Genomic DNA, 15,949 nt, shown 5'->3' on the forward strand with positions numbered 1-15,949 from the left:
GTTTGAAAAGGGGGCGCGGCAGATTTCGGGGCCGGTTTTCGTCACTCGGCGGCGATCACCGCGGCGGGGGTATAGTTCAGCAGCGGCGCCAGCCAGCGCTCGGCCTCGGCCAGCGTCATCCCCTTGCGGGCGGCGTAATCGGCCACCTGGTCGGCCTCGACCTTGGCGACGCCGAAATAATAGGCGTCGGGATGCGCCAGATAGAGCCCCGAAACCGAGGACCCCGGCCACATCGCCATGCCGTCGGTCAGCTCGACCCCCGTCGCCGCGGTGGCATCCAGCAGCGCAAACAGCGTGCGCTTTTCGGTGTGGTCGGGCTGGGCGGGATAGCCCGGCGCCGGGCGGATGCCCTGATAGGGTTCGGCGATCAGCTCCTGCGGGGTGAAGGATTCGCCCGGCGCATAGCCCCAGTATTGGCGGCGCACCCGCTCGTGCACCAACTCGGCCAGCGCCTCGGCAAAGCGGTCGGCCAGCGCCTGCAGCAGGATCGCCGAGAAATCGTCATGCGCGTCCTTGAAGGCCTGCACCCGGTCGGTTTCGTCCCCCGCCGTCACCACGAAGCCGCCGATCCAGTCCTGCTGGCCCTCGGGCGCCATGAAATCGGCCAGCGCCACGTTCGGGCGGCCGTCGCGCTTGATCACCTGCTGGCGCAGCGTGTGCAGCGTGGCCAGCGGCGTGGCGCGGTCCTCGTCCGCCCACAGCCGGATGTCGTCGCCGACCCGGTTCGCCGGCCAGAAGCCGATGACCGCGCGCGGGCTCAGCCAGCGCCCCTCGATGATCCGCGCCAGCATCGCCTGCGCATCGGCGAACAGCGCCCGCGCCGCCTCGCCCTGCTTCGGGTCGTCGAGGATGCGGGGATAGACCCCCTTCATCTCCCAGGTCTGGAAGAACGGGGTCCAGTCGATATAGCGCGCGATCTCGGCCAGGTCCCAGTCGGGCAGCGCCAGCGTACCGGTGAACTGCGGCGGCGTCGCCTGATAGGCGGACCAGTCCGGCTTGACCGCATTGGCGCGCGCATCCTCGATCGACAGCCGCGGGCGATTGTCGTCGCCGCGGTTATAGCGGTTCGCGACCTCCTCATATTCCCGGCGCAGGTCGCTGATATAGCTGACCTTCTCGTCCGACAGCAGGTTCGAGACCACCCCCACCGCGCGGCTGGCATCCGTCACATAGACGGTCTGCCCCTTGTGATAGCGCGGGTTGATCTTGACCGCGGTATGCATGCAGCTCGTGGTGGCGCCGCCGATCAGCAGCGGGATGTCGAAGCCCTCGCGCTCCATTTCCGAGGCGACATGCACCATCTCGTCAAGCGAGGGGGTAATCAGCCCCGACAGCCCGATGATGTCGACCTTTTCCGCCCGCGCGGTCTCCAGGATCTTCTGCGCCGGGACCATCACCCCCAGGTCGATGATCTCGTAGTTGTTGCAGGCCAGCACCACGCCGACGATGTTCTTGCCGATGTCGTGCACGTCGCCTTTCACCGTTGCCATCAAGACCTTGCCGGCGGAACTTGATCCGCCCTCGGACTTTTCGGCCTCCATGAAGGGCAGCAGATGGGCCACGGCCTGTTTCATCACCCGGGCCGATTTCACCACCTGCGGCAGGAACATCTTGCCGGCGCCGAACAGGTCGCCGACCACGTTCATCCCGGCCATCAGCGGGCCCTCGATGACATGCAGCGGACGGGCGGCGGCCAGCCGGGCTTCCTCGGTATCCTCGGTGATGTATTCGGTGATGCCGTTGACCAGCGCGTGTTCCAGCCGCTTGTCCACCGGCCATTCCCGCCAGGACAGGTCCTTTTCGCGGGCCTTGGCGCCGCCCTCGCCCTTGAACCGCTGGGCAAGATCCAAGAGCCGCTCGGTCGCGGTGCCCTCGCCCGCCGGGCGGCGGTTCAGCACCACGTCCTCGCAGGCCTCGCGCAGCGCCGGGTCGATCTGGTCATAGACCGCCAGCTGGCCCGCGTTCACGATGCCCATGTCCATGCCGGCCTGGATCGCGTGATACAGGAACACCGCGTGCATCGCCTCGCGCACGGGCTCGTTGCCGCGGAAACTGAAGGACAGGTTCGACACCCCGCCCGAGACATGCGCGTGCGGCAGCCCCTGCCGGATGCGGGCGGTGGCGCGGATGAAATCGACACCGTAATTGTCGTGTTCCTCGATCCCGGTCGCCACGGCGAAGATATTGGGGTCGAAGATGATGTCCTCGGGCGGGAAGCCGACCGTGTTCACCAGCAACTCATAGGCGCGCGAGCAGATTTCGACCTTGCGATTCTCGGTATCCGCCTGCCCGGTTTCGTCGAAGGCCATCACCACCACCGCGGCGCCATAGCGGCGGCACAGGCGGGCGTGGTGCAGGAACTGCTCCTCGCCCTCTTTCAGGCTGATCGAGTTCACCACCGGCTTGCCCTGGGTGCATTTCAGCCCGGCCTCGATCACCTCCCATTTCGAGCTGTCGATCATCAGCGGCACGCGGGCGATGTCGGGTTCCGCCGCGATCAGGTTCAGGAATGTGGTCATGGCGGCGGCCGAATCGATCAGCCCCTCGTCCATGTTCACGTCGAGGATCTGGGCGCCGTTTTCCACCTGGTCGCGCGCGACCTCCAGCGCCGCGGGGAAATCCCCGGCGGTGATCAGCTTGCGGAACCGGGCCGAGCCGGTGACGTTCGTGCGCTCACCCACGTTCACAAAGGGGATCGCGTCGGTCTTGATGAACGGCTCCAGCCCCGACAGCCGCAGCTGCGGCGCGATCTCGGGCACCCGGCGCGGCGGATGCGCGGCCACCGCCGCGGCAATGGCGGCGATATGTTCGGGGGTCGAGCCGCAGCAGCCGCCGACGATATTGACCAGCCCCTCGGCCGCGAAACCGCCGATCTGCGCGGCCATCAGCTCGGGCGTTTCGTCATAGGCGCCCATCTCGTTCGGCAGCCCGGCGTTGGGATAGGCGCAGGTCAGCGTGTCGGCGATATCCGACAGCTCGACCAGATGCGGGCGCATCGCATCCGCCCCCAGCGCGCAGTTCAGCCCCACGGTCAGCGGCCGCGCGTGGCGGATGGAATGCCAGAACGCGGTCGGCGTCTGCCCCGACAGGGTGCGCCCCGACAGGTCGGTGATGGTGCCGGAAATCATCAGCGGCAGGATCAGGCCGGTATCCTCGAACACCTCGTCGGCGGCAAAGATCGCGGCCTTGGCGTTCAGCGTGTCGAAGATCGTCTCGATCAGGATCAGATCGGCGCCGCCGGCGATCAGCCCGCGGATCTGTTCGGCATAGGCCACCCGCAGCTGGTCAAAGCTGATGGCGCGGAAACCGGGGTTGTTCACGTCGGGGCTGAGCGAGGCGGTGCGGTTCGTCGGCCCCAGCGCACCCGCGACCCAGCGCGGCCGCCCGTCCTGCGCGGTGGCCCGGTCCAGCGCCCGGCGCGCGAGGATCGCGCCCTGCCGGTTCAGCTCGAACACCTGCGCTTCCATCCCGTAATCGGCCTGCGCGATGCTGGTCGAGGAAAACGTGTTGGTTTCCACGATATCGGCGCCGGCCAGCGCATAGCGGTAATGGATTTCCTCGATCGCCGCGGGCTGGGTCAGGTTCAACAGGTCGTTGTTGCCCTTTTGCGGGTGGTTCGAGTGGATATGGCAGCCGCACCCTGCGCCGTGGCCGGTGAAATCATCCTCGGACAGGCCCAGCTGCTGGATCTGCGTCCCCATCGCGCCGTCGAGGATCAGGATACGCTTTGCAGCGGCTTCGCGGATGGCATCGAAAACGGGGGACAGCGTGGGCTGGGACTGGGAGGACATGGCGACCTATCGGGTTCGGCTGGGATTGCCGCCTGTATAGGGCAGGCGCGACAAGATGTGTAATTCATGTCTTGCAGGCTTTACATGAACGCAGCTCATGTCCGGGCGGACCTGCGGCGCTGCCGCCCTTGATCCCCGCCGCCCTGCCGGGCTAGGCGAGGGCCAACCCATACGGAGGATCACATGGCGCCCCGCAAGCTTGCCGCCGGCAACTGGAAGATGAACGGAACGATCGCCTCGCTGGCCGAGGTGGAAACCCTGATGCGCGAGCATGGCAGCGCCCGCTGCGAGATCCTGATCTGCCCGCCCGCGACGCTGGTCCATCCGATGGTGGAACGCGCCGGGCAGGGCGTGGTCGCGGTCGGCGGGCAGGATTGCCATGCGAAAGACTCGGGCGCCCATACCGGCGACATCGCGGCCGAGCAGCTGCGCGACGCCGGCGCCGTCTATGTGATCGTCGGCCATTCCGAGCGCCGCGCCGACCATGGCGAGACCGACGCGGCCGTTAGCGCCAAGGCTGTCGCCGCCCACCGCGCCGGCATCGCCAGCGTGATCTGCGTGGGCGAGACCGAGGCGCAGCGCGACGCGGGTCAGACGCTGGACGTGATCGCCCGGCAGCTGGCGGGGTCCGTGCCCGATTGCGCCACCGCGGCCAACACCGTGATCGCCTATGAACCGGTCTGGGCCATCGGCACCGGCCGCACCCCGACGAACGAGCAGATTGCCGAGGTCCACGCCGCCATGCGCGCAGCCCTGGTCGCCCGTTTCGGCGACGGCGCCGGGTTCCGGCTGCTCTACGGCGGCAGCGTCAAGCCCTCGAACGCGGCCGAGATCTTTGCGATTGCCGATGTCGACGGGGCGCTGGTCGGGGGCGCCAGCCTCAAGGCCAGCGATTTCGGCGCCATCATCGCGGCGCTCGACGCGGCCTGACGGCAAGGCGGGCAGAGGGGCGCTGCCCCTCGCGCCTGCGGCCTTCCTCGCTGAAAACGGTCCACCGGACCGTTTTCCGGGCGCTCGGAAGCCCCGGGATATTTGAGTGATGAAGAAGCGCCGCGCGGCTGCGCCCGGCGTCAGCGGAACAGGATCAGCGAGCCGGGGGACCAGCTGACCCTTGTGCGGGTGCCGAGGTCCTGGATGTCGCGGCCGAAGACGTTGCGCATCGAGATGCGGACCGGGCGTTCGGCCCCCTCCAGCCGCACATCGTAATAAGTCATGTCGCCGTAATAGACGACCTCTTCGATCACGCCGGGGGTCTCTCGATGCGGCGCCGGGGCGTCGCGTGACAGGATCGTCACCGCCTCGGGACGGAAGCCGACCGAGGGGCCGGGGTCGCCCGGATCGGCGCGGCTGACATTGGCGGCGGGAATGTCGAACTCGCCGAACCCCGGCACGTCGACGCGCACGCCCGCGTCGCTGTCGCCGAGGATGCGGACGGGCAGAAAGTTCATCATGCCGATGAAATCGGCGACGCGGCGGCTGACCGGGCGGGAATAAAGCTCCTCGGGGTAGGAAAGCTGCGCGATCTCGCCCTCGAACATCACGGCGATGCGGTCGGACATGACCAAGGCTTCTTCCTGGTCGTGGGTGACCAGCACGAAGGTGATGCCGACCTGGCGCTGCAGCTTGATCAGCTCGACCTGCATCTGCTCGCGCATCTTGCGGTCGAGCGCCGACAGAGGCTCGTCCAGCAGCAGCACCTTGGGTTTCAGGATCAGCGCCCGGGCCAGCGCCACCCGCTGCCGCTGCCCGCCCGAAAGCGCGTGCGCTGCGCGGGCGCCATAGCCCTTCAGCCCGACCATCGCCAGCGCCTCTTCCACCGCCGCGGCCTTTTCGGCGCGGCTTCGCGGGTCGCGGCGCAGGCCGAAGGCCACGTTCTGCGCCACGGTCAGATGCGGGAAGATGGCGTAGGACTGGAACACCATGTTGGTCGGCCGCGCATTCGCCGGCACCCTGGCCATGTCGCGCCCGTCGATCAGCACCACCCCCGAGGAAATGTCCTCGAACCCGGCGATGGTGCGCAAGAGCGTGGTCTTGCCGCAGCCCGAGGGGCCGAGCAGGGAAAAGAACTCGGCCTCGCGGATGGTCAGGTCGATGCCGCGCAGCGCGTGGTAGTCGCCGTAATATTTATGCACGCCCCGGCATTCGATCATCGCCCGGCGCGAGGAGATGGGGGTGGGGCGGCCCTGTGCGTCGCGGGCCGGGCCGGCGGCGGCGGGCGCAGGCGCGAGGCCGGGGTTCGGGGCGGGACCGGAAGTCTGGGCGGTCACGGGAATCCTCCGCTGTTGGTCTGGCCGGTGCGGGCGGCGCCGCGGCGGCGGAAATATTCGGCCAGCGCCAGAAGCAGGATCGAGGCCGCCACCAGTACCGTCCCCAGCGCCATGATCATCGGGATCGCCTTGGGGAAGCGCAGCTGGCTGAAGATATAGGTGGGCAGCGTCGGCTCGTTCCCCGCCAGGAAAAAGGCGATGATGAACTCGTCCAGGCTGATGGTGAAGCTCATCAGCAGCGAGGACATGATGCCGGGCATCACCAGCGGCAGGATCACCAGCCGGAACGCGTTCCAGCGCGATTCGCCCAGATCCTGCGCGGCTTCCTCCAGCGACTGGTCCAGCGAGGAAAACGCCGTGGTCAGGATCGCCACGGAATAGGGGGTGCAGATCAGCGTGTGCCCGATGATGACGGTCAGCACCGACAGCTCGACCCCGACCGCCAGCAGCACCACCAGCAGCGACACGCCGACGATGATTTCCGGCAGCACCAGCGGCAGCATGATCAGCCCCAGCGCCGCCCCCTGCCCCGGAAAGCGGTAGCGGGTCGAGGCGCGGGCCGCGAACATCCCCAGCACCGTCGCCAGCACCGCGGCGCTGACCGCGATGGTCAGTGAATTGACCAGCGCCCGGCGCAGGGTGGTGTTGCCCCACAGCTGCGAGAACCACTGGGTGGTGAACTCGTTCAGCGGAAAGGCGACGATGGTGCCCGAGTTGAAGGCAAAGACCGGCAGCAGCAGGATCGGCGCGTAAAGGAACAGCAGATACAGCAGCGCATAGGCGCGCAAGCCCCCGCCCCTCATGTCCGCACCCGCAGGAAGCGGCGGTTGAGCAGCAGGAACAGCGCCGCCAGCAGGGTGACGATCAGCATCGCGGTGACCGCGATCGCCGAGCCCAGTGGCTTGTTGTCGATGTCCAGCATCTGCGCCTGGATCAGGTTGGCCACCATCGGGATCTTGCCGCCTCCGATCAGGGTGGGGGTGACGTAATCGCCCATGGTGGGGATGAACACGATCAGCACCGCCGCCAGCACCCCCGGCATCGCCAGCGGCAGCGTCACCCGCCAGAAGGTCATCGCCCGGCTTTCGCCGAGATCGCGCCCCGCCTCCAGCAGCGAGCGGTCGATGCGTTCCAGCGCCACATAGATCGGCAGGATTGCAAACGGGGCATAGGCGTGCGCCAGCGTCACCACGATCGAGCCGGTGTTGTAGAGCAGGAAGGACAGCGGCTGCTCGATCAGCCCCAGCGACTTGAGCCCCGAGTTGATGACCCCGTTATAGCCCAGGATCACCTTCCACAGGAACACCCGGATCAGGTAGCTGGTCCAGAACGGGATGGTGATCAGGAAGATCCACATCGCCTTGCGCCGCGGCGCCACCACGAAGGACAGGAAATAGGCGACCGGGAAGGCCAGCACCACCGTGGCCAGCGTCACCAGCATCGCCACCCCCAGCGAGCGCAGCATCAGCGCGCGGAAGATCTGGTCGGCCCAGACCGCGCGATAGTTTTCCAGCGTCAACTCCCAGATGACGATCTGGTAGCCGTCGCGGATGAAGGAAAACGTCAGGATGGTCAGCAGCGGAATCGCCAGCATCAGCACCGCATAAAGCAGCGGCGGCGCGATCATGCGCAGGCCCTGCCCCGACTCTGTGCCGCTTGCTGCCATTGCCGTCCCTGTCGGTCCTTGTTTTCACCATGGATTCCACAGTCGGCACAGAAGGGAAAGACGCAAAACACCGGGGCCCCGCGCGCCTGCCCCCGCCGCCCCGGCGGGATCGGGCAAACCCCTGCAACGGCTTGTGGACAGCGCCGCGGCAAGAATGCAATCTGCGCCGCAAGCGGGTAGCGCTCCGGTCAAGAGCGCGCCCGGATCACTCGACAGGAGGATACGACTTGACCGACACCACCCGACTGGACCGCCGCCGGTTCCTGACCACCGCCTCGGTCGGCGGCGCGGCCGCAGCCGCCGGCGCCGGGCTGGCCGCCCCCGCCATCGCGCAGGAGCAGCCCACGATCAACTGGCGCTGCGCCTCGTCCTTCCCCAAGTCGCTGGAAACCATCTATGGCAGCGGCGTCGACGTCGCCGACCGGGTGCGCGAGGCGACCGACGGCAAGTTCAACATCCAGGTGTTTGCCGCCGGCGAGATCGTCCCCGGGCTGCAGTCGATCGACGCGGCCACCGACGGCACGGTCGAGATGGCGAACTCGGTCGGCTACTACAGCTGGGGCAAGGACCCGGCATTCGCCTGCGGCGCCGACCTGCCCTGGACCTTCAACGCCCGCGGCAAGGCCGCCTACAACTATCACGGCGGCGGGATCGACGCCTATAACGAGTTCCTGCAGAAGCACAATCTGATCTGCTATCCCTGCGGCAACACCGGCGTGCAGATGGGCGGCTGGTATCGCAAGCAGATCAACAGCCTGGCCGACATGCAGGGGCTGAAGATGCGCATCGCCGGGCTGGCGGGCCGCATCGTCGAGAAGCTGGGCGTGGTGCCGCAGCAGCTGGCGGGGGGCGACATCTACCCGGCGCTGGAAAAGGGCACCATCGACGCCGCCGAATGGGTCGGCCCTTATGACGACGAAAAGCTGGGGTTCCAGAAGGTCGCGCCCTACTACTACTACCCCGGCTTCTGGGAAGGCGCGCCGACAGTCGGCATGTTCTTCAACCTGGCCAAGTGGAACGAGCTGCCGGAATCCTACAAGTCGATCCTGCGCACCGCCTGCATGGCCGTCGACATCAACACCCTGGCCGAATACGACTACAAGAACCCGGCGGCGCTGAAGCGGCTGGCGCAAAGCGGCGCCCAGCCCCTGCCCTTCCCCGAGGACGTGATGGTCGCGGGCTTCGAGGCCTCGCGCCAGGTTTATGACGAGCTCTCGGCCGAGAACCCCGAGTTCAAGCGCATGTGGGAGGCGCAGAAGCCCTTCCTCGCCGACTGGTATCTCTACAGCCAGACCGGCGAATACACCTTCGACACGATGATGATGATCCAGCAGCGCAACGGCAAGCTGTAAGGACCGCCACTGAGAACCGCCGCCCCGCATCGGGGCGGCGGTTTTTTCATGCGCGGCTGAGGCGGAGCGACGCCTGCGCCCGCCCGTCAGGGACCACAGCCGGGCCGCAGCCCGGGCACGAGGTCCGGGCGCTGCATCTTTCCTGATTTCGGACAGCAGAAAGGGCGCCGCAGGGGCGCCCTTTTTCGTCGTCCCGGTTGCCGGCTCAGTCGGCGGTGGCGGCCGGAGCGCCAAAGCTCGGCGGCCCACCCAGCCCGCCAAGACCACCTGCCGCAGGCGCAGCGGGTGCAGTCTCCGGCGCGGCCGGGGCAGCGGGCGCAGCCTCAGGCGCTGCCGGTGTGGGCGTGCCGAAGCTCGGCGGACTGCCCAGCCCTCCAAGACCACCTGCCGCAGGCGCGGCGGGCGCCGCCTCAGGCGCAGCCGGTGCGGGCGTGCCAAAGCTCGGCGGCGCGCCCAACCCGCCAAGCCCACCTTCCGCAGGCGCGGCGGGCGCGGCGGGCGCGGCGGGCGCGGCCTCAGGCGCAGCTGGTGTGGGCGTGCCAAAGCTCGGCGGCGCACCCAGCCCGCCAAGCCCACCTGCCGCAGGCGCGGCGGGTGCGGCCGGGGTGGGGGTTTCGCCCGGCGAGGGCGGGGTGGCGGGTGCGCCGAACGGGTTGCCGCCTAGGCCGCCAAGGCCGCCTCCGCCAAGCCCGCCGAGGCCTCCGCCGCCCAGCCCGCCGCTCATCGGGATGTTGATCTGCACGTTCGAGGTGTCGATCGGCGGGCCCTTGTAATGCATGACCAGCCCCGGGAACAGCATGACCACCGCCACCATCACCAGCTGGATCACCACGAAGGGCACCGCCCCCCAGTAGATCTGCCCGGTGCGCACCGGCTCGATCATCCGCCCGGTCACCTTGTCGCGATAGGGCGCCTTGGGCGCAACCGAGCGCAGGAAGAACAGCGAAAAGCCGAAGGGCGGGTGCATGAACGAGGTCTGCATGTTCACCGCCAGCAGCACCCCGAACCAGATCAGGTCGATCCCCAGCGCCTCGGCCGCGGGGGCCAGCAGCGGCACGATGATGAACGCCAGCTCGAAGAAATCGAGGAAGAACGCCAGCAGGAACACCAGGATCGAGACCACGATCAGGAACCCGTATTCGCCGCCGGGCAGCGAGGTCAGCAGATGCTCGACCCACAGATGCCCGTTCACCCCGTAGAAGGTCAGCGAGAACACCCGCGCCCCCACCAGGATGAACATGACGAAGGCCGACAGCCGTGTGGTGGCGGTCAGCGCCTGACTGATCACCCCGCCCTTGAGCCGGCCCTTGGCGGCGGCCAGCACCAGCGCGCCGACCGCGCCCATGGCGCCGCCCTCGGTGGGGGTGGCGATGCCCAGGAAGATCGTGCCCAGCACCAGGAAGATCAGCGCCAGCGGCGGGATCAGCACGATGATGACCTGCTGCGCCAGCCGGCTCATCGCGTTGATGCGCAGGGCGCGGTCCAGCAGCGCGATGATGTAGATGACCACCACCGCCAGCGCCGGGGCGAGGATGTCGGCATTGGTGCCCTGCGTCGGATGCAGCCAGCGGAACGCCAGCCAGGCCATCGCCACCGTCGCCGCGATCGCGACCAGCAGCGAGGCCACGCCCGAACCCAGCGTCCGCGCCTCTTTCGGCAGCGCGGGCATCGAGCCTGGCCGCACCAGCGTCATCACGAACACATAGCTCATGTAGAGCCCGGTCAGCACCAGCCCGGGGATCATCGCCCCCTTGTACATGTCGCCGACCGAGCGGCCCAGCTGGTCAGCCAGCACGATCAGCACCAGGCTGGGCGGAATGATCTGCGCCAGCGTCCCCGAGGCCGCGATCACCCCGGAGGCGACGCGCCGGTCATAGCCATAGCGCAGCATGATCGGCAGCGAGATCAGCCCCATGGCGATGACCGAGGCCGCCACCACGCCGGTGGTCGCCGCCAGCAGCGCGCCGACGATGATCACCGCATAGGCCAGACCGCCGCGCACCGGGCCGAACAGCTGGCCGATGGTGTCCAGCAGATCCTCGGCCATGCCGGATTTCTCCAGCACGATGCCCATGAAGGTGAAGAAGGGAATCGCCAGCAGGGTCTCGTTGCTCAGCAACCCCCACAGCCGTTCCGGCATCGCCTGCAGCAGCGGCCAGCTGAGGTTGATCGAGCCGCCCGACAGCGGCGCGAGCTCTACCCCGATGACGAAGAACAGCAGCCCGTTGGCGGCCAGCGCGAAGGCGACCGGATAGCCCAGCAGCAGGAACACCACCAGGCTCATGAACATGATCGGCGCCATGTTCTGCGCGATGAGTGCCATCATTTGCGCGGCTCTCCCCGCTTGCTGCCGTCGGTGTCGTCAGTGTCGGCGTCGGGCTGGACAAAGCCCGCCTCGGCCAGCAGCTGCTCGTCGATCTCCAGCTCGCCGTGGCTGGTGAACTGCGCCTGGGTGTCGGGGATCAGCCCCCGCATTACCGCGATCTTCTTGATGATTTCGGAGATGCCCTGGAAGAACAGCAGGATGAACCCGGCCAGCAGCAGCGCCTTGGCCGGCCACAGGATCAGCCCGCCCGCGTTCATCGACCGCTCGCCCGACAGGTAGGACCGCTCGAACCACGGGATCATCAGCCAGATCATCAGCGTGACGAAGGGCATCAGGAACAGCAGATGCCCGATCAGGTCGATCCAGTGCTGGGTGCGCCGCGACCGCGCGCCATACAGGATGTCGATGCGGATATGTTCGTTTTCCAGCAGCGTATAGGCCGCGGCCAGCAGGAACGCCGCCCCGTAGAGATACCACTGCAGTTCCAGCCAGGCGTTGGACGAGATCGACCAGACCTTTCGGATGATCGCGTTCCCCGCACTCACGATCACGGCGATCAGGATCAGCCAGCTGACGCTGCGCCCGATCACCGTGTTGATGCGGTCGATGCCGCGCGACAGGGCCAACAGGCCGCCCATGAACTCATTCCTCTTCTGGCAGCGGGGGTCGGGGGCGCATCTGCGCGGGCCACGAAGCCGCTGCGGCACTCGACGATGCGCGGATATGGCGGAGCGGGTCGCCCGCGGTCAAGCGTTTCCGCACGTCGCAAAGGCGCCCGGGCGCGGCACCCCGGCAGAGGGCGCGCCCGGCAGTCCGGCCCGGCGGCAAGCCTAGCGCCGGATCCGGTTCACATGCCCCATCTTGCGGCCCGGGCGGGATTCGGCCTTGCCGTAAAGATGGATCTGAGTGTCGGGCTGCGCCAGCAGCTGCGGCAGGCGCTGGATGTCGTCGCCGATCAGGTTCTCCATCACCACGTCGGCATGGCGCTGCCCGTCGCCCAGCGGCAGCCCGGCCACGGCGCGGATATGCTGCTCGAACTGGTCGACCGCGCAGCCGGCCTGCGTCCAGTGCCCCGAGTTGTGGACCCGCGGCGCGATCTCGTTCACCACCAGACCCTGCGGGGTCACGAACAGCTCGACCCCCATCACGCCAACGTAGTCGAGTGCGGTGACGATGCGGCTCGCGAGCAGCACCGCCTCGGGGATCAGCCGCGACGGAAGGCCGCAAGGCACCGTGGTGGTGCGCAGGATGCCGTCCCGGTGCACGTTCAGCCCGGGATCATAGACGGCGACGGCGCCGTCCTGCCCGCGCGCCGCGATCACGCTGATTTCGGCCGAGAAATCGACGAACCCCTCCAGCACCGAGGGCGCGCCCACCTGCGCCCAGGCAGCAGCAGGGTCATCGCCCGCGGCGACCCGCACCTGCCCCTTGCCGTCATAGCCGAAGCGGCGGGTCTTGAGGATGCCGCGCGCGCGGCCCGCCATCGCGGCGGCAAGGTCCTCGGCGCTGTCCACGGCGGCATAGGGCGCGACCGACAGCCCCAACCCGGACAGGAAATCCTTTTCCGCCAGCCGATCCTGGCTGACCGCCAGCGCGCGGCGGTTGGGGCGGATCGGGACGATGCTCTCGATCAGGTCCAGCGCCTCGGCCGGGACGTTCTCGAACTCATAGGTCACCACGTCGACCGAGGCGGCAAAGGCGCGCAGCGCGGCCTCGTCCTCGTAAGGGGCGGTGGTCAGGCGGTGGGCCACGTCGCCCGCGGGCGCGGCGCCGGGTTCATAGACATGGCAGCGATAGCCCAGGCGGCTGGCCGCGACCGACAGCATCCGCCCCAGCTGGCCGCCGCCGAGGATGCCGATCACCGCGCCCGGCGGCAGTTGCTTGGGCTTGCTCATCGTCCGTCTCACCTACCCCTGATGTAACGCCCGAGGTGCGGCAGCCTGCGAAAACCCCAGGCGGGGCGTCAGCTCTCGGGCCGGATGTCCTCCGGCGCCTCTGGGATCGAGGCGCTCAGCGCCGCGCGCCAGGCGTCCAGCCGCGCGGCCAGCGCCGGGTCCGACAGCGCCAGGATCCCGGCCGCCATCAGCCCGGCGTTCGCCGCCCCCGCCGCCCCGATCGCCATGGTCGCGACCGGGAAGCCCTTGGGCATCTGCACGATGGAATACAGCGAATCGACGCCCCCCAGCGCCCGTGTCTGCACCGGCACCCCGATCACCGGGATCCGGGTTTTCGAGGCCATCATCCCCGGCAGATGCGCCGCGCCCCCGGCCCCGGCGATGATCACCTGCAAGCCCCGGCCGACGGCGGCGCGCCCGTAATCCCACAGCCGGTCCGGCGTGCGATGCGCGCTGACGATGCGCGCTTCATGGGCGATGCCCAGCTCGTCCAGCACCTGCGCCGCCTCTCGCATCGTGGCCCAGTCGGACTGGCTGCCCATGATGATGCCCACCGGAACCGTCATTCGTCACCCCTTCACCCCGCGGAAAGCCGGGATCATAGCCGCGCGCCGGGCGGGCGCAACGGGGGAAAAGCGCGCAGTCAGGCGATGATGTCGGGGGTCAGCTCGTCCTCGAGCCGCGCGATCTGGTCCTTGAGCGCCAGCTTCTGCCGCTTGAGCCGCCCCAGCGTCAGGCTGCACACCACGCCCCCCGCCGCCATGGCCGCGATCTGCTCGTCCAGCTCGCGGTGCTGGCGGCGCAGAGCGGCCAGCCGGGCGCGGGCGATGTCCTCGGGCGACATTTCTTGCGGGGTGGTCATGGTGCGGGTCCGTGGTGCGGGGGCCGTGCGGGGCTGGCGGCAGGATACAGGGTCCGCAGCGCTTCGATAAGGGGAAGTTTGGCCCGGCCGGCCCGGGCTCTTGCGGATGCGTCCGCCGGATCACATATCTGTCCCGTGGCCGGGTCGCCGCAATCGGGACCCGGAAAAGCAGTCGCTTGACCGAGGACGCCGATGACCAAGATGAGCCTGGGAACGCATCCCTATCTGCTGGGTTTCGACCAGCTCGAGCGACTGGCCGAACGCGCCGCCAAGGGGGCCGAGGGCTACCCTCCCTACAACATCGAGCATCGCGCCCCGGACGGGTTCCGCATCACCCTGGCCGTCGCCGGTTTCGCCGAGGACGACCTGTCGCTGACGGTCGAGGACCGGCAGCTGGTGATCCGCGGCCGCCAGGCCGACGCCGATGCCGAGCGGGTGTTCCTGCACCGCGGCATCGCCTCGCGCGCCTTCCAGCGCAGCTTCGTGCTGGCCGAGGGGATCGAGGTCGAAAGCGCGGCGCTGGAAAACGGGCTGCTCCACGTCGACCTGCGGCGGATCGCGCCGCAAAGCATCGTCCAGACCATACCGATCAGCCGCAAGTAAAGGGGATCGCCATGAACATGAAACATGATTTTCCGACCGCCGAGGGCAACACCGTCTATGTCCGCCGGGTTGAGATGGACAGCCTGCCCGCCGAGGTGCGCCAGCAGGCGCCCGAGCTGCAGGCGCTTTACGCCGTCCACGGCATCGACGGCGAGCGGCTGGCGCTGGTCGCGGACCGCGGCCTGGCCTTCATGCTGGCCCGCCAGAACGAACTGAACCCGGTCAGCGTGCACTGACCGCGAGCGCGCCTTGGGTCGCCGCGGCGGCCCAGCGGGCCAGATAGGGCTCGACGATCCCCTGCTCCATCGCGCGCGCCACCTCGCGCCGCGCGCGATATTTCCGCCGCCCCAGCCACAGCCCCATCACATTCCGCCGTGCGCGGTTCAGCTGCGACAGCCGCGCGCGCAGCGGCAGCCGCCGCGGCGGCGGCAGCAGATCGGCGATGCGGCGGGCGTGGAACCACCACAGCCGGTCCATCTCGGTGCGCAGCCGCCAGGGCTTGCGGTCCACCACGTAATGCACGACCCGCACCTCCGGGGGCAGCGCCGCCGGCGTCGGGTAGAACCCGGAAAAGGCGAACAGGTTGAACCCCGGCGGCAGGAACACGATCCGCCCCCGCGCCATCAGGTTCAGCGTCGCCTCATCCCCGTTCAGCACCGGCTTTTCATCGGAAACGAACCGCGCGAGGCAGCGCCGCCCCATGTCCTCGGCGCGCCACCGCGGCAGGTTCATCACCAGCAGCCCGGCGTTGACCTTGTTGTCGCGGTTGCCGGGGCTGCGTACGGCGGCGATCAGCTGTTCGCCCAGCTCCACGGTGGCCAGCGGCGACAGATCGCCCAGCACCACCATGTCGCAATCCATGTAGACCACGCGGTCGTCGGCCGGCAGCAGTTCAGGGATCAGCAGGCGCAGGAAGGTGCCGCGGGTCAGATGCGCGCGGCGCACCGGCACATGGTCGAACACGTCCACCGGCACCTCGACCCGGTCCACCCGCGCGCCCAGCCGCTCGCCCAGCCGGTCCAGCCGCGCGCGGTTTTCAGGCGAGATCCCCAGGTCCAGCACGGTGAACCTTGCGCCCGGGTTGTGGAAATTGACCGAAGCCAGCAGCACCAGCACGCCGGGGACGTAATTGTCGTCCGAGCCGGTGACGATATGCAGCGACATCTGCGATCCCTCCCGGGGCGCAG

14 protein-coding genes are annotated in these 15,949 nt (G+C 68.5%); 4 read left to right on the forward strand and 10 right to left on the reverse strand.

The features are described from left to right. Positions 1–41 precede the first annotated feature (41 nt). Positions 42–3,791 carry a methionine synthase gene (gene metH, locus BUB57_RS03750; protein WP_073062407.1) on the reverse strand — a complete coding sequence of 1,250 codons (3,750 nt, stop codon included), beginning with the start codon at positions 3,789–3,791 and terminating at the stop codon, positions 42–44. Between the two features lie 183 nt (positions 3,792–3,974). Between metH and tpiA the strand changes: the two genes are divergently transcribed. Then, positions 3,975–4,721, forward strand: coding sequence for a triose-phosphate isomerase (gene tpiA, locus BUB57_RS03755; RefSeq protein ID WP_073062410.1), 747 nt, complete (start codon positions 3,975–3,977; stop codon positions 4,719–4,721). A 140-nt stretch (positions 4,722–4,861) separates the two neighbouring features. Here the strand turns inward: tpiA and BUB57_RS03760 are convergent, their stop codons facing one another. From BUB57_RS03760 to BUB57_RS03770, 3 genes are all read right to left on the reverse strand, one after another. Beyond that, positions 4,862–5,941, reverse strand: coding sequence for an ABC transporter ATP-binding protein (locus BUB57_RS03760; protein ID WP_073063583.1), 1,080 nt, complete (start codon positions 5,939–5,941; stop codon positions 4,862–4,864). A 113-nt stretch (positions 5,942–6,054) separates the two neighbouring features. Then, on the reverse strand, positions 6,055–6,861 hold the full coding sequence (locus tag BUB57_RS03765) for an ABC transporter permease (RefSeq protein ID WP_073062413.1): 807 nt from the start codon (positions 6,859–6,861) through the stop codon (positions 6,055–6,057). Then, positions 6,858–7,685 carry an ABC transporter permease gene (locus BUB57_RS03770; protein ID WP_234951976.1) on the reverse strand — a complete coding sequence of 276 codons (828 nt, stop codon included), beginning with the start codon at positions 7,683–7,685 and terminating at the stop codon, positions 6,858–6,860. Before BUB57_RS03770 ends, BUB57_RS03765 begins: the two co-directional genes overlap by 4 nt. Positions 7,686–7,969: 284 nt before the next feature. Here BUB57_RS03770 and BUB57_RS03775 point away from each other — a divergent pair, with 284 nt between their 5' ends. After that, entirely contained in the window at positions 7,970–9,076 is a 1,107-nt protein-coding gene (locus BUB57_RS03775) for a TRAP transporter substrate-binding protein (RefSeq protein WP_073063586.1), read from the forward strand. A 205-nt stretch (positions 9,077–9,281) separates the two neighbouring features. Here the strand turns inward: BUB57_RS03775 and BUB57_RS03780 are convergent, their stop codons facing one another. The 5 genes from BUB57_RS03780 to BUB57_RS03800 all read right to left on the reverse strand — a co-directional run bounded on the left by BUB57_RS03780 (position 9,282) and on the right by BUB57_RS03800 (position 14,159). Beyond that, positions 9,282–11,402: a TRAP transporter large permease gene (locus BUB57_RS03780; RefSeq protein ID WP_073062420.1), complete on the reverse strand. Its 2,121-nt coding sequence runs from the start codon at positions 11,400–11,402 to the stop codon at positions 9,282–9,284. Continuing rightward, positions 11,399–12,040, reverse strand: coding sequence for a TRAP transporter small permease subunit (locus tag BUB57_RS03785; protein WP_073062424.1), 642 nt, complete (start codon positions 12,038–12,040; stop codon positions 11,399–11,401). The genes BUB57_RS03780 and BUB57_RS03785 overlap by 4 nt, the downstream gene beginning before the upstream one ends. A 192-nt stretch (positions 12,041–12,232) precedes the next feature. Continuing rightward, a complete protein-coding gene (locus BUB57_RS03790; protein WP_073062428.1) occupies positions 12,233–13,297 on the reverse strand; it encodes a 5-(carboxyamino)imidazole ribonucleotide synthase in 1,065 nt (354 codons plus the stop codon). Positions 13,298–13,365: 68 nt separating this feature from the next. Beyond that, positions 13,366–13,863 carry a 5-(carboxyamino)imidazole ribonucleotide mutase gene (gene purE, locus BUB57_RS03795; RefSeq protein WP_073062431.1) on the reverse strand — a complete coding sequence of 166 codons (498 nt, stop codon included), beginning with the start codon at positions 13,861–13,863 and terminating at the stop codon, positions 13,366–13,368. Positions 13,864–13,940: 77 nt separating this feature from the next. Further along, complete coding sequence (locus BUB57_RS03800) at positions 13,941–14,159, reverse strand: YdcH family protein (protein WP_073062434.1); 219 nt, start codon at positions 14,157–14,159, stop codon at positions 13,941–13,943. Between the two features lie 192 nt (positions 14,160–14,351). Between BUB57_RS03800 and BUB57_RS03805 the strand changes: the two genes are divergently transcribed. Next, positions 14,352–14,762, forward strand: a complete 411-nt coding sequence (locus BUB57_RS03805) for an Hsp20 family protein (RefSeq protein ID WP_073062438.1) — start codon at positions 14,352–14,354, stop codon at positions 14,760–14,762. An 11-nt stretch (positions 14,763–14,773) separates the two neighbouring features. After that, positions 14,774–14,998: a DUF1150 family protein gene (locus BUB57_RS03810; RefSeq protein ID WP_073062440.1), complete on the forward strand. Its 225-nt coding sequence runs from the start codon at positions 14,774–14,776 to the stop codon at positions 14,996–14,998. On the opposite strand, the gene BUB57_RS03815 is transcribed toward BUB57_RS03810, so the two are convergent. Further along, a complete protein-coding gene (locus tag BUB57_RS03815; protein WP_073062441.1) occupies positions 14,985–15,926 on the reverse strand; it encodes a glycosyltransferase family 8 protein in 942 nt (313 codons plus the stop codon). The genes BUB57_RS03810 and BUB57_RS03815 overlap by 14 nt on opposite strands. Positions 15,927–15,949: the final 23 nt, after the last annotated feature.

It is taken from the genome of Paracoccus solventivorans (assembly GCF_900142875.1).
Lineage (GTDB): Bacteria > Pseudomonadota > Alphaproteobacteria > Rhodobacterales > Rhodobacteraceae > Paracoccus > Paracoccus solventivorans.